The following is a 26,193-nucleotide window of genomic DNA, read 5'->3' as shown; positions in this document are numbered from 1 at the left end:
CGAGCTGGGTCAGCACGGTGGTACCACCCGCACGGAGGGATCAGTCGTACTGGGGAAAGGATCCGCCTCACTCGGGCCCGGCCGTCGTGGGCAGCCCATCGTGGGGCCTGGTGCTGACTCCCACCGGGCGGACGGCAGCCGCCAGTCGTACACGCGCGAGTCAGAGGCGACGCGTGCCTTCTTGCGCATCCTGAGAGGAGATCGCAGAACTTGGATCAAGGGGCCGGCTGCCAGTCGGGCTGGGTGTTGCGCACTCCGTCGGCGGGCCCGCTGGTGATCCTCTCTTCTGCCGTTCCGTCCAGCTTCTTGGTGTAGATGTCGGCGTTCCCCAGTCTGTTCCACGAGGTGTAGACGATCGATGTGCCGTCCGGTGAGAAGGCCGGCTGCCAATCGTCCGACACGTCGGTTGTGATTTGTTGCTGCCCGGTTCCGTCGATGTTCATCAGGTAAATATCGGCGTTTCCGCTCCGATTGCTCTGAAAGGCGATCTTCTTTCCGTCGGGAGAGAAAGCGGGCCAGGAGTCGCCTGCCGGGTCCGTGGTGAGCCGCCGCAGATCCAGACCACTGCATCCCATGATGTAGATGTCGCGGTTTCCGCCGGCACGTTTGCTGGAGAAGGCGATCTTGCAGTCGATCGGAGACCAGGCAGGCTCCGTGTCCAGTTCGGGATCGAAGGTGAGCTGCATGGCGAGCCGGGCGCTCTCGGGGTCGAGCCGGTAGATCTCGTGGTTGAAGGGCTGCCCCGCGGATACGTCTCGGGTGCTGGTGAAGGCGATGGTCTGCCGCGGCCGGGAAAACCCTGGAGCGAAGGAAGGCTGGAATTCACCCGACGCTTCTTCCGTGATCCTCATCTCGTCGGTGCCGTCGGCGTTCATGGTGAAGATGTCCCAGTTGTCATCGCGGAGGCTGGCGAAAGCGATCTTGCTGCCGTCGGACGAGAAGACGGGATCCCGATCGGGTACTGAGTTGTTGGTCAGTCTCCTCAGCGAGGCGACATCTTCACGCGTTCTGCCCGCGTTAACGGTGTAGATTTCGTCGTTACCGTCGCGGTTGCTCACAAAGACGATCTTTCCGTTCCGGCCTGGAAAGGCGTCGGGTGCCGCATATGAATTCGGTGCCCACGGGGCGAGCATGATCATCGCCAGGGCGCCGACCATCAGATACCGTGCTCGCAGCCTCATGGACACCATCTCCCGCGCCACCTGCCCCTTTCGAGGCTACCCCCGCCGTCTCGGCCGCGCCCCCTCGGCTGCGGCCCGACTCAGTGGTGCTCCCACCGTGCGGCAAGTTCGATCCAAGGCCCGGTCCCGGGCCGGCGCCTTGAGGAGCAGTTCAGCGGCTCTTGCCGGCCGGCCGGCGGTCCGGGCGAGACGGCCGAGGTCGCGACTGACGGTGCCGCAGAAGTACGCGGTGGACGTGCCGAGCGCTCCCGGATACTGGCGAAAGGGCGCGAGTTGGTCGTACACCAGCCGAGCAGCCTCAGCGTCACCGGTCAGCTCGATCAGGTCGACCAGATTCAGCAGCACCGCGGGCCACGGCGGGTTCGACGTGGGAATCGGCAGCAGCGGGCGGAGCCGGGAGTAGACGTCCCGCGCCTCGTCCGGCCGCCCGGCGAGGAGCAGCGCCCGCGCGCAGCGACAGCAGCAGCGGATTGTCCGGCGCACGGTCGAGGTCGCGCCACATTTCCTCGCACAGTTCTGCGGCGTCGCCGCGCGGCAGGGCCAGTTGCTGGTGCAGGACGTAGCTCAGGACGCTCGCGTACGGTCTCCGCCGGCCCGGGCGATGGCGGTGGCGGGGTCATTGCACTGGCGGGCGTCGGGGACGTCGGGGCCAAGGGCACCTCTTGCTGGTGCCGCAGTTGGCGCCGGGCCGAGCCCGGCTCGTTCAGAAGCAGCCGACTCCGGTCGGTCGTACGCATGCGAATATCGGTGCCGGCCGCGCCGAGCGAGTGCCGTGAAGCGGGCCGCATCGCGGCGTGAGGGCGCTCCACGTGCTCGATCCCTCCTGATCTCAGGTGAGATGTCTTGGTGATCACGGCTGTTGGCAGGAGCAACCCCCGCGCCGAGGGCCGGGCCGTGCGCATGCGCACATACGCGAACGCCTACCCTGGACCGCCAGTGGCGGATTTCGAACAGTGCGACGAACGGGATGTGACAGGTGACGGGGGCGAACGGCGCGGATCTGGTCGGCGAGGTTCTGGGCGGGCGATACCGCGTGACCGCCACGATCGGCCGCGGTGGCATGGGTGTGGTCGCCCGGGCGGTGGACCAGCTGCTGAACCGCGAGGTCGCCGTCAAGGTCCTGCGGGCCTACACCGACGCCTCCCCGGCCGAACTGGCCGATCTGCGCGTCCGGATGCAGAGGGAGGCGCAGGCCGCCGCCCGCATCCGGCACAGCGGCGTGGTCACGGTGCACGACGTGGTCGAGGAAAAGGGGCTGCCGGTCATCGTCATGGAGTTGGTCGACGGGCCCTCCCTCGACGCCGTACTGGCGGAGCGCGGCGCCCTGGATCCGCGCGAAGCGGCCGCGATCGGCGCCAAGCTGATGGACGCGCTCGACGCGGCACACCGGGCCGGAGTCCTCCACCGGGACGTCAAGCCGGGCAACGTACTGCTCGAGCGCAGCGGTCGGGTCGTGCTCACCGACTTCGGCATCGCCAGCATGGAGACGTCGGGCGACGATGCCCTCGCCAAGCTGACCCAGAGCGGTCAGATCGTCGGCTCACTGGACTATCTGCCACCGGAGCGCGCACAAGGCCAGGTACCGGGTGCCGCGTCGGACATCTGGGCGCTCGGCATGACGCTGTACGCGGCCGTGGAGGGCGCCGCGCCCTTCCGCCGTACGTCGGTGTGGTCCACGCTGGCGGCGATCGTCGGCGAACCGCTGCCGGCGCCGCGGCGCGCCGGACCGCTCACCCCGGTGCTGCAGGCGCTGATGGCCAAGGACCCGATGCAGCGGCCCGATGCCGGGCAGGCGCGCCGGATGCTGGAGGCGGTGGCCGGAGGCGGGACGGCGGACCTCACGGCGCCGCCGGCGCCCCAGCCCGTCACGCAGCCCGTCACCCAACCCGGCTTCGGTCCCGCGCTCGCCGCGCCGCTCTCCCCGCCCGCTCCCCAGCCGGCCGCTTCTCCGGGCTTCGGTCCCGCCGTCGGCACGCCGCTCTCCCCGCCCGCAGCCCAGCCCGTCGCTGCCTACTCGGCCGGCGCGTACGCCGCCCCTCCGCCGGCGGCCGCCGCGCAGCCCGGCGTGCTGCCTGGCATCCCCGCCGGCTACGACGGCCGTTCCGAGACCCGTACCACGACGGACCGCACGCGGCGCCGCCGCACCCGTACGATCGTCGCGGTGGCGGCCGCGACCGTCCTCACCGGCGGCGGAGTCGCCTACGCCCTGATGGATACGCGAGGCGTCGAGGGCGGCGGCGGGTCGAACGCGGCGCTTCCCGCGACGAGCACGACCGGCGGCCCCGGGCACCTGAAGTCCCTCAGCCCGGGCCAGAGGGCGTCCAACACCCCGTCGAAGAAGGGTGAGGACCGGAAGACAGACCCCACGTCCACGCCCAGCGGCGGAGGTGGCAAGCCGACCGGGGCCCCGTCAGCGTCTTCGAAGGCGACGCCCGGTTCCACGGTGAAGGAACCCACCCCGGTGTCGACGGCGTGCACCGGCTGGGCGCACTTGAACCGCAGCGACGGATCCGGCCACGCCACCCAGGAGACCCACCTCTACACCGGGCCGTACGCGGAGTGCTCCTACGTGACCGAGGTCAAGTCCGGCACGAAGGTCTACTACCACTGCTACGTCACCAATGCCCATGCCAACAAGTGGATCTACGCCCGCATCGCAGGCACGAATACCGAAGGCTGGGTGTTCGGTGACAAATCCAGCCTGGACAGCGGCACGGTCGCCCGCTGTTGAAGCCGATCCACAGTCCGGGGAGCGATCCGGGACCTTAGGGGCTCTGGCGTCGCACCTGGCAGGTGGGCTAGGTTGACGGGATGATCACCGGGACGGCCTTGTGCCACACACGGATTGCTGACCCGGCGCTGCTCTGAGCGCCGTACGGGCCGATGCCGGCCCGCTGTTGGGTCGAGGCACCGGCACCGGCGCACGGGCTCCGCCTCCTGTCGTGTTGACCACGTTCGATACGTCAACCACGACAGGAGAACAGAACCCATGCCCACCAAGACGCTGCACATTTCCACGGCGGACGGCCAGGCCGACGCTTTCGCCGCTTTCCCCGACGACGGCGAGCGGCACCCAGGGGTGCTGATGTACGCGGACGGCTTCGGCATCCGGCCCGTGCTGCGGAACATGGCCCGCGAACTCGCCCGCCACGGGTATTACGTGCTCGTCCCCAACTTCTTCTACCGGCACGGCCCGGCACCGGTGATCGAGCTTCCCGAGCACATCGGAGAAGAGGCGCGGTCCGCGATCTTCGCGCAACTGATGCCCTTGATCGAGGCGCACACCTGTGAACGGGTCCTGAGCGATGCCGACGCCTACCTCAGGTTCCTCACCACCCGACCCGAGGTCGCCGCTGGACCGGTCGCGGTGACCGGCTACTGCATAGGCGGCCTCCTGGCGACGCGCACCGCCGCGGCCCACCCGGGCCGGGTGGCGGCCGTCGCCGCGTTCCACGGTCCCGTGGGCGTGGACGGGCCCGACGCTCTCGCCGAGATCGCCGCCCAGGTCCACTTCGGCCATGCCGCGAGCGACCTGACGCCTCAGGCACTGTCCGAGCTCAACAGCGCCTTGGACGCCGCAGGTACCGACTACACGTCGGAGATCTACCCCGGAACCGTCCACGGCTTCACCATGGCCGACACCGACGCCTTCGACCCCGCCGGACTGAAACGCCACTGGGACCGCCTGCTGCCCCTTCTCGACCGCGCCCTGGCACGCAGGTGAGGCGACCCAGCCGCCCCGTGAGGGTCACCGCGGGGTGTGGTGATGGCCGGCGCGGTGCTGCCGGGGGACGGTGTTCAGCCTGCGCGTGCCGGAACGCCGGCGGCCGGGGAAGGGGTTGCGCCGTGACGGCGCCGAGGGGGCCACGACCAGCAGGACGATGAGGGCGACGACCGCGACGAGGATGAGACCGGCAACGAGATCCATGTTCCTGCCTTCCGCCGGGTATTGAGTGACTGTCACTACATCCTGTTACCAAAAATCGCAGCGGTAAACACAAAGGGTGAGCACGCCCGGAACACCGGCAGTCGGCGGGCGGTTGCGAGCGCCACCGGGGAGCCGGCTTGTGGGTGGGCCAGGCACCGAAGCGCCCCGGCGTCGACCACAGGGGGGCGGCGAAGTGGCCGGCGCGTGCCATGGCCAGGAAGCGGTGGAGGGGCCTGGGGCGGGGTGGGATGGCCCTCCGCCCAGGCGCGGTGCTCCGCCAGGTGGGCGGTGAACGGCGTCACGGGCGCCGGGGAGGAGGGAGCCGCGCACGCGTCGAGGAGGGTGTTCATGCTCTCGGCGGAGATGGCGGTGGTGGCCTCGGACGCGTGCCAGCCCGGTCAGGTCGGCGCGCTGGCGGCGGAGGCCGCGCCGAGCGTGTCGGCGATGCTCCGGTGGCGTCCCGGACGAGGTCGGTGATCGGTTCGCTGCGGCCGGCAAAGTAGATCCCGGGCGGCGTCAGGGTCGCCACCGAGGAGACCCGCACCGGCCCTCAAGTCGACGCGGACGTCCTCACCGCGACAGCCATCCTCCGCGCGCACAGTGCAGAGCAGCATGGCACAAGACGAGGCGACCGAGCGGTGGTCCGCTTTCCGAGGCGGCCCGCGCCGTTGTACCCGACGTGTGACCGTCTCGAAGGGCCTCGACGGAGGCGCCTCCGGCGCCGCGGTCACCGGGACGGTGGCCGACGGGCAGGGGTGAACCGAAGGGAAGGTGCACCCGTCCCCGAGCGGAGGCCGGTGCCCGGCCCGGACTTTGCCGTGCCGGTCAGACCGCGAAGCGGCGGTTGCCGGTGAGCGACCACACGGCGGAGATCCGGCCGTCCGTGACGGCGAACATGTCGATGCCGCTCTTGACCACGACGTCTCCGCCGCCGTCGGCGTGGCTCTCGCTCCACCGGCAGGCCATCTCGCCGCGCTCGGAGTCGACCAGCGGTGCGGCGTCGGCGGAGAACGTCAGACCGGTGAGGGCGTGGCCGTTGGCCGATATGAACGCCGTCAGCTCGTCCCGGCCGAAGGTGGCGGCGGAGCCGGTACCGCCGAAGTCGTCCGCGAAGTACAACCGGAAGCCGGGGGCGAGGATCTGCTCGGCGAGGGCGACATCTCCGTTCCAAAGCGCTCCCCAGCCCTCTACGAGGCGGGTGCCGGTCTCCCGGGTCAGCGGTGCGGAGTCGGTGGTGGCGGTCGTCGTCACAGACATGGGTGCCTTCCAAGGTCGGTTCGTGGTCACCCAGCCTCCGGGCCGGTGGCGACAACCCCCTGTCGGTGTTTAGCCCTCAGGGCGGCGGCTCAAGCGAAACCATAGAGCTCATCGAGTGCGACGAAATCCGATCCAAGGCCCTCCTCCAGTTCGGAGACGTCCATCGGACGCGGCTCCACCGTCTCCTCCAGTGCCCGCGCCTCACGGATGCGGTCGAGACGGAAGCCGCGCACGGCGGAGCTCGGCCGGCACCAGCCGATGAGGTACCAGGGGTCGCCCTCGAGGAAGCCCATGGGTTCGACGGTGTGTTCGGTGACCGCGCCCTGCGTGCCGGCGTAGCACAGCTGCAGCAGCCTGCGGGTCGAGAGCGCCTCGCGCAGGGTGTGCGGAAGCGCGGGCGGCTGAACGGGGTTCGCGGCGAGCCGTACCCGAGCCGCGAGCTCACGCGCGGCCTGACGCTCATGCTGAGGCATGACGGCGAACACCTTGTGCAGCGCCGAGCGGGCGTCCGCGGCGAACGGCGTCCCGGACAGCCCGTGCAGGGCGACGGCCAGGGCCGCCGCCTCGGCCGGGGTGATGGCCAGGGGCGGCAGGGTGTGGTCCTTGTCGACCACGTACCCGCCGCTGCGCCCCGGTTCGGCGTAGAGCGGCACACCGGACTGCTGCAGGGCGCTGAGATCGCGCTCGATGGTGCGGGTGCTCACACCGAACCGCTCGGCGAGCCACCGGGCGCTGCGCGGCCGGGGCGAGACCGCACGTAACTCCTCCACCAGGGCGTACAGACGCTCGATACGGTTCACACCAAGGACCGTAGCCGATGCCCCGGGGGGCGGCGGATCCGGCCGGTGGATCGAAGGGGAACCAAAAACGGCCCGGCCCAAGAACACAGGCTTGGCCTACGCGAAGGGGTGGGACGGCCCCGAGCTCCGCGCCGTGGGCGCCCCGGCGATCCGCAACCGCCTTTTCGTGGCGTTCGACGTCCTACAGCGGACGGGCAAGAGCTGCCAGCCCAGGGGGCGGCCGCGGCCGGCCGTGTCAGGCATACATGTAGCTGTGGGTCCAGTAGCTGCTGGTCGTGAACTCCCGTCCGCACCGGTGACACGGAGCCGTGCGCCCCTCGTCGGCGAACTCGAACACGTTGTACACGCCGATCACCGTGTCACGCAGGAGCTGTTCGTCGTGCACCTTGTGGCTGACTGCGTAGGCGACGATGTCCAGCGCGGTCGGTATGCGGCCGCACCGACATCGTTCCTGGCCGGAGGCGGGGATGACCGAGAATTCGCCGATGGAATCAAGTGGAAGCCTCAGCAGGCCCTCGATGTAGCGGAGTTCCGTGGCGGGAGTCGCAACTACCGGTCCTCCCTGATACGAGAGGAGCGAGAGGGCCTTCCGCATATCGTCGTCGTCAAGCTTGATGCCCGTCCTGGCACCGCTCTTGCGGTATTCGCTCTTCAGCTGCTCGAGGGTCGTGGCATCCACGGCTCATCCCTTCGGTTTACCGTTTTCGACGTTGGATTCTTCGACCGCAATCGCCTCCGGTCCTCACGTCATGGCTTCTGCCACCCCGCCTCGTGGTGGTACCTCGCGGGGCATCCCCGCAGTCCAGTGAGCAGCACCCCTGTCACGCACGGGATGAAACGATCTTCCCTCCGGGGCGGCGGAGTCGGCTGGCCGGGCAGATAGGCATGCAGGCACCGCAAGCCGCATGGCGTCGTCGAAGGAGAGCGAGTCGGCCACGACAGGAGCGGCGTAATTCCCGAAACGGTGCCTGAGCCCGGGGCAACCGGACCGGGACCCTCGGCTGCTGCACGGTCGAGCGCATGCGGTACACGCATTCATCTTGCGCGAGAGTGAGCAGCACTGCCTGTCGAGACGCACACGCCGCTCCGCAGCGGCGCCGAGCGGCCGCACGGTGGCTGGCGTACTCCGTTGCGTTCGGCGTGGTGGAGCTGGACGGAGGAGGAGCTGTTGCAACGCACCTGCAAGGTTCTGCGCGGCCGGCGAGCCGCGGCGCCGACGGCAGCGTCTGCTGCGAACTGAGAGCGGCGGTCGTGTCGCAACCGTGATGACGATCAGGCGGAGGAGAACGTAGTTCCGGGGCGAAAGGCGGTTGCAGTGGAGATCACGGTGCAGTGGATCAGGACGTCTTGGACGAAGCATTCGCGGGGCGGGGAGGCTGCTGCCCAACGGAACGCGGTGCCTACTGGCTTCTCGATGCCGAGGGTGCCTCCGTCCTTCGCGCATTTCGTCGAGGCGTCGGAGGACGATGGCTTCGTTCCCTACGAGAGGGTTGTGGATCTCCACGAAGTCGGTCTCAACCTGCGCGACGAGGGCGACCGGCTCTGGGTCCTGGCACGTGAGCATCAGCTGTACGGCATGCCGTCCCGGCCGCGCAGGCACCCAGCAATCCGCCTGAGCCCAGGCCAGTGGGCCCGTTGGCAGTTGAACTACCGGTTCAGTGGCGTCGGGCGCGCGGACTGGTCGTACTGGCTCGACACGTTCAACGTCGCCTACGGGCTCGCTGACCCGGATGTGTTCCTGTCGGAGCCGACCGTGCTGGTCGATGAATGCGGTCCCGTTCGATAGCGCACGGACCCTCTGCGTCTGAGATCGTCTCATGTACGGCGAATTCCTCTGTACTGCCGAGGAGGCTGGCCCGAACAATTGCTCAGCTTCGTGTCTATCATCCGGCTTCGGTGGAGGACGGGCAGCGAAGGGCGTTCAGATCCAGTTGGCCCAGCCGAACGTTGCGATATAGGCCCGTCGGACGGCGTCCCAGCCACGGCCGCTGCCGATGTGAATGACTGCCAGCGCGAGAAGGAACCAGGCCCCGAAGGCTCCGCCAACTACAAAAACCCATCGAGGGCCCGAGAAACTGGCCACCACGATCAAGGCGGTGACAGTCACGCCCAAGCCCAAGTGGGCGGCGGGCAGATCTGAGCGCAGTGCCTCGCGCACAGAGCTTCTTTCGTCCTGCATGTCTTGGGTGTACCGAGAACGAGGTGGGCTTTGGTCGTTCTCCCGCCCAGAACTGTGCTCCATGAAGTAGCCCCCTGTAGACCTGCAGCTGAGGCTGCGAACCGAGCAGCCTATCGACGGCCATCATCGGTCGTTCGCCGCGGCTTCGTCCCCTACTTGCGGGAAGACCGGGGCGGGTGGGTTTCGGTGCACCGAGGGGCGTGCTCGCCTTCGCGCGCAGGTTCCTGAACCCGCGCCGGACGCGGGCTGGGGTGAGTCTCTTCCACTGGCTGCTCCCATGGCCGGCGCAGATCCCCTGCGAGGGGCTGGCGAGGGCGAGTTGGGGCGTGCGCGGCCAAGAGAGACAGGTCCAGCGGCCGGCCGGCTCCGGAGTCCCGGAGCCTGGGCGACATCGAGCCGTCGCAGGAACGCCTGCCAGCATCGGTCGACGTCTTCGGGACAGGGCCTCGTGGTCGAGCCGGGCCGCCAGCCGGATCTCCGCGGCTGACGATCCCGAACCGCCCGACCACCAACCCCAGCCGATGGGCCTACACCAGCGCATTACCGCTCTGCAGCGTGTCCTCGCCGACGACAGCACCTCGCCGAGAGTCACTCGCCGCTTGTCTGGCCTGCTGTTCACCCAGCCCACCAGCCGCATCGGCCGCCTGGTCACCGATGACGTCGTCCACGACGACCAGCATGTCGAGTCGGCAACACGCGGTCATGAACTTCCGTCAGCGCCCAGACGCCGCAGCGACCGATTCAATGACACCGCGCCAAGTCCGGCGATAGCCTTCGCGAAGAGGCCCGCCGACCAGGGCGAGGATCTCTGATGCAGCGTCGATCATGGGCCTCGGGTCACCCGACGTGCACAGCCGCAGGTGTCCTTCGAGCAGGGCGGCCCCACGTTCCCCGTCCGCTTCCAGAAGGCGCCGCGGCAGCCACTTCCCGCTGCCGATCCACGCCTGGTGGTAGTCGCAGAGCAGATCTGCCGCCGCACTGAGTACGAACCCGGCCACCGCCAGACGCTCGATCCGATCACCGGCATCGGCGAGATCGTCCAGAGCATCCGTGAGCCCATACCTCTTCGTCTCGACCACCTCTGGTGCCAGCGCCGGAGGACCATCGCGGAGGTCCGCCTCAGCACGGGCACGGACGCAGCCGGCCTCCCCAGCGGCATCGACCAGGATGATCCCCGTGGCGTACAAGGTCTGCAGGACCGCACGACGCGCAGCAATGTCCGCAGCGAAGAGATCCGCGAGACCGGCACGGGTGTGGATGAACAGCTCCACTACACGTCCCTCAAACCGGATCGTCTCCCGGCAGGTCTCGCCGCCCTCCTCGATGAGCACCGCGATGTCCAGGTCACTGCTGGCAGTGGCTCGCCCCGCAGCCACCGACCCGCCAAGGACCGCGGCAAGCGCGTGGGGGAAACGGTCACGCACGAGGCGTTGGGCTTGGTCGACGGGGTCCGCGTTCATGGTGATCAGGGTTTCAGGAACCTTGCTCGGTGGCGACCAGGTTTCCGTCATACCGCCCTCAGGGGCTGAAGCTCGTTCAGTGGGAACTCGCGGGTCAGTCCGTGTGCATCAGCTGGGGGCATCCGTAGGTTCGGTGGGAACGCTCGGGCGGGCTGTGAGGCGGCGGGCTTCGGCTGTGACCTCGGCATCGAGCTGGTCCACGGTTCTGTCGCCGTATTCGAGAATGGCGTACTCGTCATAGAGCTCGGCAAGCCGTTCTGTCACGGGCAGCTCATGTCCGTAGAGCCGATGAATTCGGAAGGTCAGCTCCCAAGGTTTCAGCTCGCCGGCGAGCATGCGCCGTGCGAGCGCTCGCGCGGCGGCTTCTTGGCCACTCTCGCTGGCGACTGGATGGAAGGTGAGGCCGAGTTCGTCTAGTGCTGGGGAAGCAAGTCGTGGACGTCGTAGTCCGCCTCGGCGCGGGTGCAGGCCGCGAGGATGCGAAGGCCGGGGGTATCGAGTCCCGCGACGAGCGCATCACAGGCCGCATTGACGACATCGCTCGCACTGACTTCCCCCACACTCCAGAGAGCGGCATGGTCCTGTAGGGCGATTGCTGCTGCGGTCGACGTCATTCGCCCATGATTGCCTTCACGGCGCGTCACGGTCGAACAGGTTTCATCGAAGCTGCCACTCCGTCAGGAGATGTCCTTTTGCGGAAGCGCACTTGATAGGCCGAGGGCTTCGATGCTTTGCCGCCGACATCCACCACACCCACGGCGACGCATGCCTGCGATGTGTGGTCGCCTAAGTGAGAGCCACCTCAAGCCCTGAGCTGTCCCCGGGCCACCCCTCGTCGGAAGATGGCGAGGGAGGCGGCCTTGGAGCTGTTCGGTTGGGTCTCGTCCACCTGTGCGTCGCCGCGCGGGCACTCTGGTTGGTCTGGGTGAGCAGAGCGGACCCGGCACGTTCGTGAGCCGGGGCACGGTACGTGGAACCAGCGTCCCCTGGGTTCTGCCCCCGCACACTCAGACGGGACTGGGGGCCTCTTCGTAGTCCGGCTCCTGTATCGCACCCTTCTTCTTCGCGACAACAGGCAAGGTAATCAGCAGCACAGCTGCTCCGAGGAGGGCGATGCCCGCGATCCAGCCCGCGCCGACGTGCATGGCATGGATGAACGCATTGTCCGCAGCCTGAGCAAGAGTGGGCCGGTGGATAGCGGTGGCGACGTGGCGTGCCTGTTCGGCGGAAATTCGCGCCTGATCCTGCACGGGACCGGGTGCACCCTCCAACGAAGGTTCGATCGCACGTCGGTACGTGATCGACATGATCGTGCCGCCTACCGCGATTCCGATCACACTGCCGGTCTGTCGCACGGTGTTGGTCACGGCCGAGCCTGCACCGGCCTGTTCCAACGGCAGGTTGCTGATCAATGCGGCCGTGACGGGGCCGATCACCATGCCGATCGAGAGACCCTGGACCAACGACAGGATCTCGATCCAGACGAGTGGGGTGTGGAGTCCCAGGAACCCGTACCCGCCCATGGTCAGCGCAGCCACGGTGAGCGCCGGCACGGCGACAAGGCGAACCGACAGGCAGCGAACCAGGCGCGAGGCAATGGGCGCCCCCGCGAACGCGCCGAGTGCGGTCGGGATATTGGCCAAACCCGCCTTCATCGGAGAAAATCCAAGCGCGCCCTGCAGATAGAACGCGTTGTAAAAGGTGATGGCGGCCACAGAAAAGAGCAGCAATCCGAGCGCCGCATTTCCGCCACCGAACGTGCGTTGCGCGAGCAGCCGCGGATCAAAGCTGGGCATCTTGGCACGCAGTTCGACGAGCACGAAAGCAGCCAGCAGAACCAGACCGACAACGATCGGCGCCCAGACGTCGGGACGACTCCACGAAGTCACTTGCCCCGCCCGGATCAACCCGTAGGCCAGAGCCACGAGCCCAGCGATCGACAGCAACATTCCAGCGGGGTCGAGTGGTCGCGGAGTGGGGCTGCGAAAATTCGGAACCAGTACCGCGAGTCCGACGAACGCCAATGCTGCGACCGGGACATTGATCAGAAAGACCGAGCCCCACCAGAAATGATCGAGCAGGAACCCTGCCAGCACTGGGCCGGCGGCCATTCCGATACCGGCCGACGTCGAGAAAATGCCGATCGCGGCCGCCCGTGCGGGGCCGGTAAAGGTCCACATGAGAATAGCCAAATTGGCGGGCGTGATCAGCGCGCTGCCCACGCCCATAGCAGCCCGAGCTGCAATCAGCTGGCCCGCATCGCTTGCGCACGCCGCCCAGAGCGAGGAGCCGGCGAAGATCGCCAATCCACTGGAAAACACGGTCCGATGACCGAACCGATCGCCCAAGGCGCCTGCAGTGAACATCAATGTGGCGAAGGCAAGGGTGTACGAACCGGTCGCCCATTGCAGCTGACCGGGATTGGCCCCCAGTCCACGGACCGGGTCTGCAAGGCTCTCCAGCGTGGTACTCAGGACAGTATTGTCCAGCCAAATCAGCAGCGAACACAACATAAGAACGGCAAGAATCAACTGCTGCCTGAACTTCGGCAACGTTGGAGGCGCGGTCATGAACACCTTCGATGTCGATCGGCGGGGGAGCTGAACGACTGGACCATAAGGAAATTCCACGACGCCGTCAAGCTTAGAATTTCTCGTCAATACTGTTGCGGCTGAAGGGACTATATGCCCTCTGCTGGATTTGCGGACAGGACGATTTTGTGCCCTCTGGCGAATTTGCGAACTGAAGGCCTTCATCCCTTCCGGAGGCTTGCGACTGAGTGGATTTCATGCCCTCCAATAAGCTGTCGCATGGCGTCCTGCGCCAACGAAGGGGGCCAGTCGTCATCCAGCCGCACACGGGCTCGGCCTGTGTCGTCCAGGCTCACCGCGATAGGTGTCCCGTCAAGTTCCAGGCCTGCCGGCGTGCGGCAGACGACACCATCCGTCTGGGCCGGAGGCCGGGCACCGCGATCGTTAGCTGCGGACGGGCTTGCGCGGACGGGGCTCAGCTCCCTTATCAGGAGCGCACGGGCGGCGTCGCTTGCCATCTGGTCGAGCATGGCCGAGGTTCCGGGGTTATGCGGGCTCTAAGGGCGGGCCGTACTCTTCGCTCGGTGATCGGACGCGTTCCGGCGAGTGGTCGGCGGAGACCTACCTCGACGAAATGCCGTGCCGGCTTGATCACCGGCGCATCTCGTGGAGGTTGGATCATTCGTGTGGATAGAACTTGTCGAAGCGCTTCCCGGGCCCGTGGTCTTCCAGCCCCCGGTGTCAGAGTCAGCGCTGCTCCGCTGTGCCTCGTCCCTCGGGCATGCGTCGCTGCCCGCAGACCTGGTCTCGCTGCTCCGCGAGAGCGACGGCATCGAGGGTGAGTATGGAGACGGGCTCATCTGGTCTGTCGAACGGATCGCTTCCGAGAACCGGACCCTTCGCGATGACGTTGAGCTCGCCACGCTCTACATGCCGTTCGATCCGCTCCTCTTCTTCGCGGACGCCGGGAACGGTGATCTGTTCGCTCTCCTGCCCGGCCTGCGGCGGCCCGATGTCTTCGTCTGGAACCACGAGGACGACAGCCGTACCTGGGTGGCACCGAGCCTGGCGAAGTACCTTGAGTGGTGGCTGACGGGGCAGATCAAGCTCTGACGCCTCGGCTCACAGAGATCCGGCCGGGTAGTCAGACCGCCGACTGGCCGGTTCTGCACACCCAGCACCCTGCAAGATCGATTGCGGGACAGCCCTTAGAGCTCGCGGAGCGATCGTGCCGTGCCGTGGTGGCTAGGGCGTCAGCGGATCAGGTACTGCATGACCGCCTTTTTCAGGTCGTGATGCCACTGCTGAACGCGGGAGCTTCGGCGGGCGTTCACCTCGCCCTCGAAGGTCGAGCCGTTGTGCAGCGTGACTGTGACATGCAGCCGGGACCTGGGGACGATGCCATGCGTGACATCGGCGATCTCTGACCAGGGCAACTGGGTCTCCACGCCTCCCAGGTCGAGGTCCTCATCGGTCTCGATCTGGTCCAACGGTAGCCCGCGCCCATGGAGTGTCAGTAGTACCCCGTCGGCATCGACCACGATGCTGGAATCCGTGTCCGCCGCGATGAACGCCTCGTCGTTCGAGACGGGCACTTCTCCGGAGCCTCGATCCGTCACCGCCTCGGACGCGGTGGGCACGTACGGGGGCATGGGCGGATGTGGGGGCGCGAGTCGGTATGCCGTTGCCGATTTCGCCAACTCGGCGAACCTGTCTAGCAGTTGCGAGAGATCTGGCCGATCACCGGGCTTCTTCTCCAGGCAGGACGCCACCAATTCCCGGAGCAAGGGCGGGACGGTGCTCACGTCGGGTGCCTCGTGCACGGAGCGGTACATCAGCCCCATCGGCGTTCCTTCGCCGAAGGCGCTGCCGCCTGCTGCGGCCACCAGGACCGCGCCCAGCGCGAACACGTCGGCCGCGCCCGTGACATCGGCGCCCATCGCCTGCTCGGGCGCAAGGAACCCCGGCGTTCCGATGGCGTGGCCCGTCGCCGTCAGACGCGTGGACTCCACCGCCCGCGCGATCCCAAAGTCGAGGACACGGGGCCCATCCGCAGCCATGATGATGTTGCCGGGTTTCAAATCGCGATGGACCAGGCCGCAGTCATGGATCGATGCCAGGGCCTCTGCGAGTGCTGCACCGAGCGCCCGTAACTCCTCTGCATTCATGAGGCCTTGAGACTGAATGCGTTCAGCGAGTGTCGGTCCTGGCACATACGCGGTGGCCAGCCAGGGAGGGTCCGCATCCGGGTTCGCGTCGACGACTGGCGCCGTGTGGAAGCCGCCGACAGCCCGCGCCGCGGCCACCTCAGCACGGAACCGGGCACGGAAGTGAACATCGGTGGCCAGCTCGGCCCGCGCGACCTTGACCGCTACTGCACGTCCCCCGCGAGACCGGGCCAGATACACAGTCCCCATGCCACCCTCACCGAGCCGGCGCTCGATCACGTAGGGACCAATACGTTCCCCGCGTACTGGCTTCCCCTCGGCTCCTTGCCGCCCCGTCGCACTCACCCCATCCCCCCGATCCTGTTCGGCTGCCCCCTGAGGAGGGGATCATCTCACCTACGGATCACGATGCGACCCTCTTGAGGCGCCGCCAGCAGATGAGGCTGCGGCCCCGCGACATAGCGCAGCTTTCCCAGCCCCTTGATGTTCGGGGCGCCTTTGCGGGAGCTCACCGGCATGATCCGGCGGCGCCGCAGTTCTCGTAGTACGGCCCGGGAGTCGTACGCCTCGTCGTCCAGGACGCACTCGGGGGCGCCTGCGCGGGGGCGGGCGCCCGGGCGTCCGGCCGCCGGGGATGACGTGCAGCGGAGTGCCGCGTCCGTCACAGATCGAGTGGTGCTTGCTGCCCGTTTCCGCCGGTCGACCGGCGACGGACCGGTCGCGGCTCCCCTCTTTCGCGCGAACGTGGGAGTTGTCCACGCGTGCGGGTCCAGTCGAGTTCACCGGCTGCATTCGGCTCGGCGAGCAGGAGGCGGTGCAGTCGGTCGAAGATCCCAACCTTCTGCCAGCGGTCCAGGCGCCGCCAGCAGGTTTGCCCGGAGCCGAACCCCCCAGCTCGAGCGGCAGGAGTTGGCAGGCTCTGTCGTTGTGGAGCACGTACAGGATGCCCTGCAGGCACAGCCGGTCATCCACCGGCTGTGGTCCCGGCGACTTCTCAGGCCAGGCCGGCAGCAGCGGCTCGATCGGCATCCACAAGTCGTCGTCCACGATCCACGGCCGAGTGCTCACACACCAAGACCGGCCGGATCATCACACCAGCCGCGCCCTACCAGGACACATCTACCCAAGATCCTGTTATGAGCTCATAGGGCGGGAAGGTGGCCCAAGGAGACCCCGACCCAAGCTCGAACGCGGGGGTTGCCATCGTTCGCGAGCAAACGGATCTTCCGCAGGGTTACGTCTGGGTTGCTGAAGGAAGCCGGGGGAGCTCAGGGCGGAGGTTTTCACCTGCGCGTGGGGGCTTCCAGCAGATTCAGCAGTAAGTCGATGGCAGCCGGCTCTGTCCCGTGACTGCCTGCCGAGCGTGCCTACGACCGCGAAGGTCCTCATCGTTACCAACGGCGCACGGCAGGAGCATCTCGCGTGCGGCGGCCGGTTGCTCCTGGCACGTACAGGGAGCGCCAGACCTCGCTCCACGGAACCCATCCGAGGAAAGCGGCGGACGCGTGTCCATTCCGCCCGCTCTCACGGGACGGGCTCACGACTCCTCGGCCACGGTGCCATCGGAGGACCTGGCCGTCCTTCTTCTGCGGTACACAACCACCCCGCACACCGAGAGGAGGAGGACGGCCACAGCGGACACCCCGAGGGCCGTCTGCTCGGCGAAGAGCCTTCCCAGCACTTCGAGCACGCCGAGCCCTGCGGTCGCGTAGATCAGCGCCCAGGCCGCTCCGCCCAGGAGCAGGGCGGGGAGGTAGCGCGGCAGCGGCATGCGCATGCTGCCCGCGAGGAAGTTGGCGGCCGTCTGGAAACCGACGGTCAGGAAGGAGACGGCCACCACCGGCGCGCCCCACCGCTGGATCGCCCGCTCGGCGCGTCGGAACTTCGCCGAGGAGATCCGTTCGGCGAACCTGCTGCGCCGGGCACCGGCGCCGGCGAGCCACCCGACGGCGAACGTCCCTCCGGCACGGAGCAGGACGATGGCGTACAGGGCTCCGGCCGTGAGCGCGATCTCATCCACGACGCCTCGTCCCCAGACCCGGGCCGGGACTCGCGCCGGCCGTCACCCGCACGGGCGCCCGACGCGCACAAGCCCGGTCATCGTCTCTCACCTGCGCCCTGCCTCCGCCCGTTCCGTCCTGAGGGTTGCCACCTGCGGCACCGTAACCCGAAACAGCCCGCCAACAGGCAAGGTTAGCCTAACCGAACGTGTATGCGGGGGTACAGGACCGTGCTGCCGGAGGAACGACAGGCGGGGCAGCGATCCGGTCGGCCCACCAACGGAGTGGGCTCCTGCCGGTGCGGCAGAGGCGTAGCTCTGGCTGATCGCCTCCTCGCCTCTTCCTGGGAGCGAGCTCTGGGGGGGGCGGGCCGACTGGCGCGCTTGGTCACAGGCGGAGCCAGCCCGTCCGTCGGGTGCCCTGCCCGGCGGACGGGAGCGCGTGCGGGGGGGGCATCCCGGACTTGAGGGGCCGCTTGAGTGTGAGGAGACGGGATGGTGTGCGGCCGCAGGTGGAGCCGATGCAGCCCCGGCTGCCGAGCCCGTGCCTGCCTCCCGGGGAAGTCCGACGGACCCCCGGGCACGGATGTTCAGCCTCATCGAGCCCGGCGCGCGGGGTTGCCGCAGCTGGAGTCACGGCCCAGCCGGGATTCGGCAGGTGACCCGCCGCTACGTGATCAGTTGCCGGCGCGCCGGGTATGGGGTGTGGTCACGTGTGGTGGCGGCTGTTGGTGCCGTCGTGGCTGTCGGCGTGCTCGTCGTTGAACCAGTAGTCGCCCGAGGCGAGGTAGCGGAAGGCGTGGGCGCTGTGGGAGGGCAGGGTGACGGTGACAGCACGGGTGCCGTCTCCCCGGGACTGCAGCGGGTGGGCGGCCGGGTTCCAGTGATTGAAGTCGCCGACGACGCTGACCGGCCCGGCGGGGTCGTCCTCGGGAAGGACGAAGGTGACCTGGGTACGGGCCTTGAGCGGTTTGCGTTCGAGCACGGACGGGCTCCAGCGGTGGGAAGGGCAAGGGCGAGGGCACCGGCATCTTCACGTCGCCATCGGCATCCGGCTGTTGTGCACGCCCGTCGGGCCGTGGCCGGTCACTCGCCCGGCGGCCGGAGCTGCTCCCTTGCGCTGGCGTCGCACCCGAGGGCACCTGGCCGAGGCCGGCCCTGGCCGCCCTTTCGAGGGGGGGGTGCGGTGTGCGGTCCGCTGCAACGTCGTGGGGCAGTCGCGACCTCCTGAACGTGGTCACGGTCCGCCCCGACCTGGTGGCCGGAGCCAGCGCCGACCGGCCGGGCCGTGGATCACGGCGGGGGTGTAGTCGTGAGTTCAGCCCGCGCAGCCGCAACCGGCTGCGGCCTTCGCCTCGCCGGCCGTAGTGCCCGGGTCGGTCGCTTCCTCGTCCGGGGTACAGCAGGCGTTGACCCCGCAGCAGGTGCCGCCTGGAGGGGAGGCGGCGGCCGCCGTGGTGCGCGGCTTGACGGCGCGGACGAGGGCGGAGTGCATGCCGTCTCCGACCGCGTGGGTCGGGGTGATCTCGATGTCCGTGAACCCGGCTGCTTCCAGGCCCCTGCGGTACTCCGTGAAGGACAGGGCTCCGGCGATGCAGCCGACGTAGTCGCCGCGCTCGGCCCGCTCCTCGGTGGTGAGCTGGTCGTCCGCGACGACGTCGGAGACGCCGATCCGGCCACCTGGCCGCAGGACGCGGAAGGTCTCGGCAAAGACGGCCGTCTTGTCGGTGGACAAATTGATCACGCAGTTGGAGATCACCACGTCGATCGTCGCGGCCGGGAGCGGGATGGCCTCGATCGTGCCCTTGAGGAACTCCACGTTGCCCGCGCCCGCCTTGGCGGCGTTGGCCAAGGCCAGGGCCAGCATCTCCTCGGTCATGTCCAGCCCGTACGCCTTTCCCGCCGGCCCGACCCGGCGCGCGGACAGCAGTACGTCGATACCGCCGCCTGAGCCGAGGTCCAGGACGCGCTCGCCCTCGTTCAGGTCGGCCACCGCCGTGGGGTTGCCACAGCCCAGCGACGCCGCGACGGCCTCGGGGGGCAGCGTGTCGCGGTCGTCGGCGGTGTAGAGGGTGGAGCCGAAGTTGTCGTCCACCTCGACGGGGGAGGGGCCGCAGCAGGCGCTCCCGCCCTCGGTGACGGCCGTTGCGGCGGCGGCGTAGCGCCGGCGGACGGTTTCGCGCATGTCGCTCGTCTGGTCGCTCATGACGCACTCCACGGCAGAGGAGCCCCGGGCGGGGTGTATTGATGTTCTTCTATGTCAGCTTGCACCCTGGATCGAAGAGCGTCAACATAGAAGCATGTCGAAACAAGCGCCTGTGATCCTTGGCGAGGACGACGGCGGCGCCGAGGGGTGCTGCGGGCAGCCGGCCGCGGCACCCTGGACGAGGACGAGGCCGCCGACCTCGCCAAGGTGTTCACAGCCCTGGGCGACCCGGTCCGCCTCCGACTCCGCCCCGGCCTGCTGTCGCTGATCGCCTCCGCTCCGGCGGAGAGCGTGCGTATGCGAGCTGACCCCGGCGTTCGAGCTGTCGCAGCCGACGATCTCCCACCACCTCAAGCTGCTGCGGCTGGCCGGCCTGGTCTGTTAACTGCACCAACTCGGTGGTTCGTTCACTCCGAGGGCTCCCTCCTGCCGTTCTTCATCAGAAACCCGCGATTGAATAGGCCAGCGCAAGAGCTGCTTGCGCTGCGATAGTCAAGGCATGGATCGAACGCATGGACCCGTCAGCGGGGTGCTCCTGACAGCAGAGGAGCAGGAGGCTGTACACGCTGCTCTGGTCTCTGCCGGCGCCGATCGCTGGGCTGGGGGACAGCCATGCACGTTCCACTCGCTGCTCGCGCGTTGGGCCGGCGAAGTGGCAGGGGTGGAAGAGGGCTATTCGTGGTGCGCGCCAGAGCTGGCCAACGACATCTGGTGCCGGAGCGCGCTGGCGCGCATCTGGCCCCTCTTGCCCCCACGCGTCCAGTCCGTTTGGCAACCAAGGCTCCATGAGCTCGATGGGCGGTTCCGCGCGGCAACGATCCAGTGGCCCGGCCGAGGCGACGATGAGGGACATTGGTGGAAGTGGCGCATCCCTCGGCTACTTGAGGCTGAAGCTGGAGACCCCTGTGAACGAGGCTGGCCCTCAGGCTGGGAGATGATGCCCTTCCCCAAGCCAGATTCCGTTCAAGTCGTCGTCTGAAGAGCGAGTAGACGTCGTCGCCTCTCACTCATCGATTTAGTGCAGAGAAGGTCGACTGCGAACGCCGCGGTACCTGGGTCCACTACGGGGTGCTGCCCGCCGCGCTGGACCGCCTCGCCGCCGTCCTCACCACCACCGCCCCCGCCACCCAGCCCGCGCCCGCGGGGGTCGGCGCGTGACCGCGGCTCCGCCGGGCCAGCGTGCAGTGCGGGCACGACTCTCCACCTGTCGTACGGCTCCGTCCCGCCATTTCCTACGGCTCGTCGTCGACCGCGCCGGGAGCAAGGGCGGGGGAGGGAAAGGCGTGGCGTGCTTCGCCGCCGGACCACCACACGCCGATGGCGAGGACTGCGGCTGCCTCCAGCAGCGCCGCGCGGGACAGTCCGCCGCAGGGCAGCGGGGAGCAGCCCATCGTGGTGATCAGCTCCGACGTCAGGGCGACCGCGGCAGGGGCGTCGGCACAGAATGGCACAGCCAGGGGCGCGGCCTCGAAGACGGGCCGCGGCAGGGTCCAGATGCTCTCGTGGCAGATGCCGAAGACCTTGGCGACCTTGGCGTCCGGGGCGGCGGCCGCGATGCGTACGGCGACGGAGTCCGTGCCGCCGGCGGTGGTCAGCGAGGGCGGCCCGTCCGGGCGGGTGGCCATGGGCACCGTGCAGTCGAGGACCGTCCGCCCGGCCAGAGCAGGGGCGAGCTCCTGCGCCAACTGCGGGGCACTGTCCGCAGGTACGGCCATCAAGACGGCCTCTCCGTAGGCAGCCGCCTCCGTCAGGCCGCCGTGCCCAGCCGCTCCGATCCGGGCCGCCGTCGCGGCGGCGGCCGCCTCGTTCCGCCCACCCACCAGGACCTGGTGTCCGGCCCGTACCCAGGCTCCGCCCAGGGTCGTGGCCATCGAGCCGGTACCGAGAATGCCGATGCGCATGATGCTGCTCCCTTTTGCTGCTGCGTCGTGGGATGTGATGTCAGGGACGCTAGGCGGGTCGATGCATACCGCTCGGTGTGCATCAGCAGGGCAGGATGGGCGCATGGGAGAGCTTGAGGAGCTGGCGGGGGACGGGTTCGCGGCGGACTGCCGGGCCCGGGTCGCCTTCGAGGTGCTGGCCAACCGATGGGACAGCGTGGTCGTCTTCATCCTCGGCGAGGGGGGCCCGAGGCGCCCGCGCGCCCTGCTGGACCGGATCGGCGGCATCAGCCCCAAGGTCCTCAACGACGCGCTGCGACGGCTGGAGTACAACGGCCTGGTGGAGCGCCGCCGTTACGCCGAGGCGCCGCCGCGCGTCGACTACCTCCTCACCGAGGCAGGCGCAGGCCTGCTGGTCCCCATCTGGGCGATGGGCACGTGGGCAGCCCGCTACGCCGACACCGTCCTTGCCTCCCAGGACCGCTTCGACACCCACTAGTACGGCACGGTTGTCTGGATACGGGTGATGATCAGACCGACGACGAATCCCACTCCGCCAGGTCCAGGTCAGGCTTGGCGACGGACGGGAGGCGGAAGCGCGACGCAGCCGCACGCAGCCGACGTATTGTCGAAGCCGTCGACCTCGCCCCCGACAGGGGCCGCACTGGCTGGCGCCGGACGTTGTGTCTATCGGGACGCCGGAACCGCCCGTCTCCTGCCCGCCTTCTGAAGGGAACTGTTCGGGGCCGGTGTTCATCACCCACCGCAAGGCCACGTACCGCAGCCGGCGACGGACAGGTCAGCGCGGGGCCGGTGTGAGGTCGCGTACGAAGACGCAGGACCAGAATGAGGCCTCATGAATGACGGATTTGACTGGTCGGCGGACAAACTGACTGCGCTCCGCCTCGGCAGGAGGCTGGTTGCGGAGGTCCCGGCATCACGGCCGGATCGCCGCGCATTCGTAGACATCCGACCCACGCAGAGCGAGCCTGACGCCCAGGCGCGTGACGAGGGATGGGTTCGCAGCGATGTCAAACGCAGCTTCCGGTTGGAGCACTGGGAGTACGAGCGCGAGCGCATCGATGGATTCGACTACGACATTGGCGCAGTCCTCATCCAATCTGCTGACGCCACCGACGAGTCCGAGCTGGTCATCGTGCTCAGCGCCTGGGGCGTCCGGCCCCGGCACTTTGTCTATCCCTGGGACAGTGACGATCCCAAGTAGCCACCGAGATCAGCTCAGCAGAGCTGTCAGCTCGTGCAGACGTGCGGCGGGGGTCGCCCCGGCGAGCGTCTTGCGGGGCCGGCTGTTCGGCTCGGCCGCGACCGCGTCGAGGTGCTCACGAGGGTGGGCCGACAGGTCAGTGCCCTTGGGGAAGTGCTGCCGCAGCAGACCGTTCGTGTTCTCGATCGAACCGCGCTGCCATGGGCTGGCCGGGTTGCAGAAGTAGACCGGGACGTTGGTGGCAACGGTGAACGCCCGGGTGAGCGGCCATCTCCGAACCTTGGTCCCAGGTCAGAGACCGCCACAGGTGCGCTGGAAGGCTCCGGACAGTCGCGGTGAGGGCGTCGCGGGTCGCGGTGGCACTGTGCCCGTGCGGCAGGTGCACGAGCATCGCATATCGGGTGGACCGCTCGACGAGCTTGCCGATGGCGGGCTGCCCGTCCTTGCCGATGATGGGGTCGCCTTCCCAGTGCCCGGGGACGGCGCGGTCCGCGGCCTCGGCCGGCCGGTCGCTGATCATGACCATATTCTTAGAGGGTTGGGTGGATCGTCTCGTGGGTCACGTGCATCTCCGGCCGGTCGGGGAAGCGTGCCCGCAGAGCCTGGCAGATTGTTCGGGGCCCCACCGCTTCGTGGGGCGGTCTTGTGCGAAGTCCCGCAGCGCGGGGTTCTGGCCGATCTTGCCGGGCTTGGGCCGGGCTCGGCATCTTTCGCCCCGGCGGTGGGCGTGGAACGGCTGGTAGGCCCAGCGACACTGGCATGGGTCGCCGGTTCTGGCGGATGTCACGGCTCATGTGGAGGGGCTGTGGCCCAGCTCCGCGGCGATCTGCCCCGCGTGCTGTAGCCCTGCCCCATGAGATGGGAGTGTGCGGCCCGTTCCCGGACCAGCCTCTTCCCGCTCGGCCTCCAGGATCTCGAAGTGCATCGCACCCCTTCATCCGAGGTGTTGCGCTGACCACTAGAACCAAGGTGAGCGCTGGGGCGACGGCCGGACGCCTTTCAGGCGCCGAGCGCGGTGCGAACGGCCTCGGCCTTCTACTCGGTGAACACGCCCGCTGTCGAGGAGGGAGAGCGCGGACAGAACGGTGCCGCGTGAGCCCCAGGCCTTCGTCGATCACGCGGAAGGTCACCCACCAGGCCGGTGACGGCTCCGCCACAGCGCAGGCGTCGGCCATCGCGGCCAGGACGCGCTCGATGACCTCGGTGCGGACTTCCTGACGCCAGTCGCCGTCCATGACCGTCACATCGATCACCATCGCGTCGGCGCCCGGACCCGTCTCCGCGTCCGCCAGCAGCCGGCCATCGATCGCCATCATGTCGGGCTCGCGCTCGGCGAAGAACACCTGGAATCCGACCCGCGCGGCCGGGGCGAACTGGCCGACTTCGGGCACGAGCACCGAGGCGCCGCCCCTGTCACTGCCGTTTGCGGACCGTCGCGCGCAGCGGTGCGGCCGGCTGCACGAGCAGTCCCGCCCGCGGGACCGCTTCGTGGGCCGGAAGGTCCAGACGGCAGCGCTGGGCGAGAGTGGCGAGCACCAAGGCGGCCTCCACCTGGGCGAATCGGGCGCCCAGGCAGGCCCGGGGGCCGCTGCCGAAGGGAAACCAGGCGTGGTCGGGCACGGCCCGGCGGGCGTGGGGGGACCAGCGTTCGGGACGGAACCGGTCGGGATCGGGGAACCATCGGGGGTCTCGGTGGGTGGCCCACGGGCTGCACCACACGATGGTGCCGGGCCGCACCCGCCGGCCGCCCAGCGCGGCACCTTCCCGGGCCACGGCCGGAATGAGCCACACCGGCGGGTACAGGCGCAGGGCCTCCTTGACGATCTGCCGTGTCCAGACCAGACGCTCGTAGTCGTCCACGGTGGCGTCCCGGTCCCCCAGGATCTCCTCGACCTCTGCTTCCAGCCGCGCTCGGGCCTCCGGCGCGCCGGAGAGCAGGTACAAGGACCAGGTCAGGGCCGTGGAGGTGGTTTCATGCCCGGCGGCCCACAGGGTGACGGCTTCGTCGCGCACTTCGGAGGGGGACAGGGGCCTGCCTGCCTCGTCCCGCGCCGCCATCAGCCGGCTGAGCAGGTCCCCGTCCTGCCCCGCCGCCTGCTCCCGGCCACGCCGTTCTTCGATGAGCCGGTAGATCTCGGTGTCGATGACGCCCAGGGCCGCCAGCAGTCGGCGCCGGGACGGCGTGCGCACCCAGCCGGGCAGGAACAGGCCGATCCCGCGCAGTTCCGCCGCCACGGCCTGTTCCGCCGCATCCATCGCACTGCCCAGCGTCCGGGCCCGGGGCCCGAGGTCGTTGCCGAACAGCGAGCGCAGCACGATCCGTTGGGTGATGAGGGCCATCTCCGCACGGACATCGATCCGCTCACCGTCTCGCCACCCGTCGGCCGCCGCCGCGGCGCAGCGGACCATGGCCGGGGCGTAAGAGCGGACCTGGCGGGGCCGGACGACGGGCTGAACCAGGGCGCGCTTGCGCCGCCAGTCACCGCCTCTGCTGAGGATGACGCTCCGCCCGACGATCTGCCGGAAGGCCCAGCCGATCTCCAGGAGTTCGTACGCGCCCTCCCGCGCGGCCAGCAACTCGGCGATGTGCCGGGGGTGGAAGACGAACAGACTGCTGCGAGGACCGAGCGACCAGGTCACAGCGTCGCCGAACTCATCGCGCAGGCGGGTGAGAAAGGCCAGCGGATCACGTCCGAAGGCGAGAAGGTTCCCCAGCAGCGGCAGGCCACGCGGACCACGGAGGGGACGGAGCGGCGGAGCCGAATCGGGCACCGGCCACGGAACTCCCCGGGCAGGGACGTGGCGGGCACGGGGTTCGGACGTTCGACTCGTTGCCGCGGCCGGCGTCTTCGAAGCTGTCGGCTCGGGTTGTACTTTCCCCCTCGACTCCTGCGGACTGGCGACGTCGCTTCCGGCTTTGCGAACTGCTGCGCCGGCGGCATTGCCCGCTAGGCCCGGAGGGCGGTCGTCGTGCTGTTGGGGCGCCATGGTTCCTCCGGCATGGGGATTGCTCGGTCCTGTACGGCTGAGCCAGCCCAGCCCAGCAGAGCCGATGCCCCGGTGGTGGGAGGTGATCGTTTCTTCACGCACGTGCCGCATCGCGCAAGGGCCGGACGGCGGAACCGCTCGAACGGCTGCCGAGGGGTTCGTACCGCTGGTCGGGGGCCTGTCACGGGCGTGGTGCGAGGCGGCTCAGCGGAACGGATCCCCCTCCGGCCGGACCGACCGGGCTGAAGTGCCGTACGGCGAAGTCCGCGAAGTCCCCGAAGTCCCCGAAGTCCGCGAAATCCGCGAAGCTCCGGGCGTCCGGGGACTCGTAGGACCACCTCCCTCGCACCGACGCGGGCAACCCGACGAGCACCCTCGCGGACCCCGTACG

Annotated in this window: 25 protein-coding genes and 2 pseudogenes; 8 read left to right on the top strand and 19 right to left on the bottom strand. The window is 68.8% G+C overall.

What is annotated here, in order from left to right; genetic code table 11:
• Positions 1-215 precede the first annotated feature (215 nt).
• The gene (locus tag ACIP5M_RS09355; protein WP_401194043.1) at positions 216-1,181 is read right to left on the bottom strand and encodes a TolB family protein; all 966 of its coding nucleotides are present in this window, start codon (positions 1,179-1,181) and stop codon (positions 216-218) included.
• Positions 1,182-1,217: 36 nt separating this feature from the next.
• Complete coding sequence (locus tag ACIP5M_RS09350) at positions 1,218-1,664, bottom strand: hypothetical protein (RefSeq protein WP_401194041.1); 447 nt, start codon at positions 1,662-1,664, stop codon at positions 1,218-1,220.
• A 493-nt stretch (positions 1,665-2,157) separates the two neighbouring features.
• Between ACIP5M_RS09350 and ACIP5M_RS09345 the strand changes: the two genes are divergently transcribed.
• Together ACIP5M_RS09345 and ACIP5M_RS09340 are read left to right on the top strand one after the other, a co-directional pair.
• Positions 2,158-3,912: a serine/threonine-protein kinase gene (locus ACIP5M_RS09345; RefSeq protein ID WP_401194038.1), complete on the top strand. Its 1,755-nt coding sequence runs from the start codon at positions 2,158-2,160 to the stop codon at positions 3,910-3,912.
• Positions 3,913-4,170: 258 nt separating this feature from the next.
• Positions 4,171-4,905, top strand: coding sequence for a dienelactone hydrolase family protein (locus tag ACIP5M_RS09340; RefSeq protein WP_401194036.1), 735 nt, complete (start codon positions 4,171-4,173; stop codon positions 4,903-4,905).
• Between the two features lie 24 nt (positions 4,906-4,929).
• On the opposite strand, the gene ACIP5M_RS09335 is transcribed toward ACIP5M_RS09340, so the two are convergent.
• Positions 4,930-5,109, bottom strand: coding sequence for a hypothetical protein (locus ACIP5M_RS09335; RefSeq protein WP_401194033.1), 180 nt, complete (start codon positions 5,107-5,109; stop codon positions 4,930-4,932).
• 348 nt (positions 5,110-5,457) lie between these two features.
• Here ACIP5M_RS09335 and ACIP5M_RS09330 point away from each other — a divergent pair, with 348 nt between their 5' ends.
• Positions 5,458-5,586, top strand: coding sequence for a hypothetical protein (locus ACIP5M_RS09330; RefSeq protein ID WP_401194031.1), 129 nt, complete (start codon positions 5,458-5,460; stop codon positions 5,584-5,586).
• Between the two features lie 348 nt (positions 5,587-5,934).
• Here the strand turns inward: ACIP5M_RS09330 and ACIP5M_RS09325 are convergent, their stop codons facing one another.
• The 3 genes from ACIP5M_RS09325 to ACIP5M_RS09315 all read right to left on the bottom strand — a co-directional run bounded on the left by ACIP5M_RS09325 (position 5,935) and on the right by ACIP5M_RS09315 (position 7,845).
• Positions 5,935-6,366: a nuclear transport factor 2 family protein gene (locus ACIP5M_RS09325; RefSeq protein ID WP_401194028.1), complete on the bottom strand. Its 432-nt coding sequence runs from the start codon at positions 6,364-6,366 to the stop codon at positions 5,935-5,937.
• Between the two features lie 89 nt (positions 6,367-6,455).
• Positions 6,456-7,166 (bottom strand): helix-turn-helix transcriptional regulator, encoded by a 711-nt coding sequence (locus ACIP5M_RS09320; RefSeq protein WP_401194026.1) that lies wholly within the window; start codon positions 7,164-7,166, stop codon positions 6,456-6,458.
• A gap of 235 nt (positions 7,167-7,401) precedes the next feature.
• On the bottom strand, positions 7,402-7,845 hold the full coding sequence (locus ACIP5M_RS09315; protein WP_401194024.1) for a hypothetical protein: 444 nt from the start codon (positions 7,843-7,845) through the stop codon (positions 7,402-7,404).
• Between the two features lie 636 nt (positions 7,846-8,481).
• Between ACIP5M_RS09315 and ACIP5M_RS09310 the strand changes: the two genes are divergently transcribed.
• On the top strand, positions 8,482-8,952 hold the full coding sequence (locus ACIP5M_RS09310; RefSeq protein ID WP_401194021.1) for a hypothetical protein: 471 nt from the start codon (positions 8,482-8,484) through the stop codon (positions 8,950-8,952).
• 135 nt (positions 8,953-9,087) lie between these two features.
• Here ACIP5M_RS09310 and ACIP5M_RS09305 read toward each other — a convergent pair whose 3' ends face one another.
• The 6 genes from ACIP5M_RS09305 to ACIP5M_RS09280 form a co-directional block, all read right to left on the bottom strand.
• Complete coding sequence (locus ACIP5M_RS09305; RefSeq protein ID WP_401194019.1) at positions 9,088-9,345, bottom strand: hypothetical protein; 258 nt, start codon at positions 9,343-9,345, stop codon at positions 9,088-9,090.
• 527 nt (positions 9,346-9,872) lie between these two features.
• The gene (locus ACIP5M_RS09300) at positions 9,873-10,013 is read right to left on the bottom strand and encodes a hypothetical protein (protein WP_401194017.1); all 141 of its coding nucleotides are present in this window, start codon (positions 10,011-10,013) and stop codon (positions 9,873-9,875) included.
• Between the two features lie 45 nt (positions 10,014-10,058).
• A complete protein-coding gene (locus tag ACIP5M_RS09295; RefSeq protein ID WP_401194014.1) occupies positions 10,059-10,856 on the bottom strand; it encodes a nucleotidyltransferase domain-containing protein in 798 nt (265 codons plus the stop codon).
• A gap of 57 nt (positions 10,857-10,913) precedes the next feature.
• Positions 10,914-11,141 carry a hypothetical protein gene (locus tag ACIP5M_RS09290; RefSeq protein WP_401194012.1) on the bottom strand — a complete coding sequence of 76 codons (228 nt, stop codon included), beginning with the start codon at positions 11,139-11,141 and terminating at the stop codon, positions 10,914-10,916.
• A gap of 77 nt (positions 11,142-11,218) precedes the next feature.
• Positions 11,219-11,419, bottom strand: coding sequence for a hypothetical protein (locus tag ACIP5M_RS09285; protein WP_401194009.1), 201 nt, complete (start codon positions 11,417-11,419; stop codon positions 11,219-11,221).
• Between the two features lie 393 nt (positions 11,420-11,812).
• A complete protein-coding gene (locus ACIP5M_RS09280) occupies positions 11,813-13,375 on the bottom strand; it encodes an MFS transporter (protein ID WP_401194006.1) in 1,563 nt (520 codons plus the stop codon).
• A 699-nt stretch (positions 13,376-14,074) separates the two neighbouring features.
• On the opposite strand from ACIP5M_RS09280, the gene ACIP5M_RS09275 reads away from it, so the two are divergent.
• Positions 14,075-14,449, top strand: coding sequence for an SMI1/KNR4 family protein (locus ACIP5M_RS09275; RefSeq protein ID WP_401194004.1), 375 nt, complete (start codon positions 14,075-14,077; stop codon positions 14,447-14,449).
• Between the two features lie 140 nt (positions 14,450-14,589).
• Here ACIP5M_RS09275 and ACIP5M_RS09270 read toward each other — a convergent pair whose 3' ends face one another.
• The 4 genes from ACIP5M_RS09270 to arsM form a co-directional block, all read right to left on the bottom strand.
• Positions 14,590-15,753: a serine/threonine-protein kinase gene (locus tag ACIP5M_RS09270; protein WP_401195060.1), complete on the bottom strand. Its 1,164-nt coding sequence runs from the start codon at positions 15,751-15,753 to the stop codon at positions 14,590-14,592.
• 1,288 nt (positions 15,754-17,041) lie between these two features.
• On the bottom strand, positions 17,042-17,524 hold the full coding sequence (locus tag ACIP5M_RS09265) for a DedA family protein (RefSeq protein ID WP_401194001.1): 483 nt from the start codon (positions 17,522-17,524) through the stop codon (positions 17,042-17,044).
• 688 nt (positions 17,525-18,212) lie between these two features.
• On the bottom strand, positions 18,213-18,488 hold the full coding sequence (locus tag ACIP5M_RS09260; protein ID WP_401193998.1) for an isoamylase early set domain-containing protein: 276 nt from the start codon (positions 18,486-18,488) through the stop codon (positions 18,213-18,215).
• 333 nt (positions 18,489-18,821) lie between these two features.
• Positions 18,822-19,709, bottom strand: coding sequence for an arsenite methyltransferase (arsM, locus tag ACIP5M_RS09255; protein ID WP_401193996.1), 888 nt, complete (start codon positions 19,707-19,709; stop codon positions 18,822-18,824).
• A 94-nt stretch (positions 19,710-19,803) separates the two neighbouring features.
• Here arsM and ACIP5M_RS09250 point away from each other — a divergent pair.
• Positions 19,804-20,088, top strand: a pseudogene (locus ACIP5M_RS09250) (ArsR/SmtB family transcription factor); the annotation flags it as partial.
• 853 nt (positions 20,089-20,941) lie between these two features.
• Here the strand turns inward: ACIP5M_RS09250 and ACIP5M_RS09245 are convergent.
• Positions 20,942-21,610 (bottom strand): NADPH-dependent F420 reductase, encoded by a 669-nt coding sequence (locus tag ACIP5M_RS09245; RefSeq protein WP_401193993.1) that lies wholly within the window; start codon positions 21,608-21,610, stop codon positions 20,942-20,944.
• Positions 21,611-21,713: 103 nt separating this feature from the next.
• Here ACIP5M_RS09245 and ACIP5M_RS09240 point away from each other — a divergent pair, with 103 nt between their 5' ends.
• Positions 21,714-22,088 (top strand): winged helix-turn-helix transcriptional regulator, encoded by a 375-nt coding sequence (locus ACIP5M_RS09240; protein WP_401193990.1) that lies wholly within the window; start codon positions 21,714-21,716, stop codon positions 22,086-22,088.
• A gap of 357 nt (positions 22,089-22,445) precedes the next feature.
• Positions 22,446-22,814, top strand: coding sequence for a hypothetical protein (locus ACIP5M_RS09235; protein ID WP_401193988.1), 369 nt, complete (start codon positions 22,446-22,448; stop codon positions 22,812-22,814).
• 9 nt (positions 22,815-22,823) lie between these two features.
• Here ACIP5M_RS09235 and ACIP5M_RS09230 read toward each other — a convergent pair.
• Positions 22,824-23,640 (bottom strand): annotated as a pseudogene (locus ACIP5M_RS09230) (IS30 family transposase); the annotation flags it as partial.
• Positions 23,641-24,227: 587 nt separating this feature from the next.
• A complete protein-coding gene (locus tag ACIP5M_RS09225) occupies positions 24,228-25,586 on the bottom strand; it encodes a cytochrome P450 (protein WP_401193986.1) in 1,359 nt (452 codons plus the stop codon).
• Between the last annotated feature and the right edge of the window lie 607 nt (positions 25,587-26,193).

Origin of the sequence: Streptomyces sp. NPDC088762, from assembly GCF_044750905.1 — a bacterium.
In the GTDB taxonomy this organism is placed as follows: Bacteria; Actinomycetota; Actinomycetes; order Streptomycetales; family Streptomycetaceae; genus Streptomyces.
Note: the sequence above shows the minus strand (reverse complement) of the source record. Positions and strands in the feature narration are given on the sequence as shown.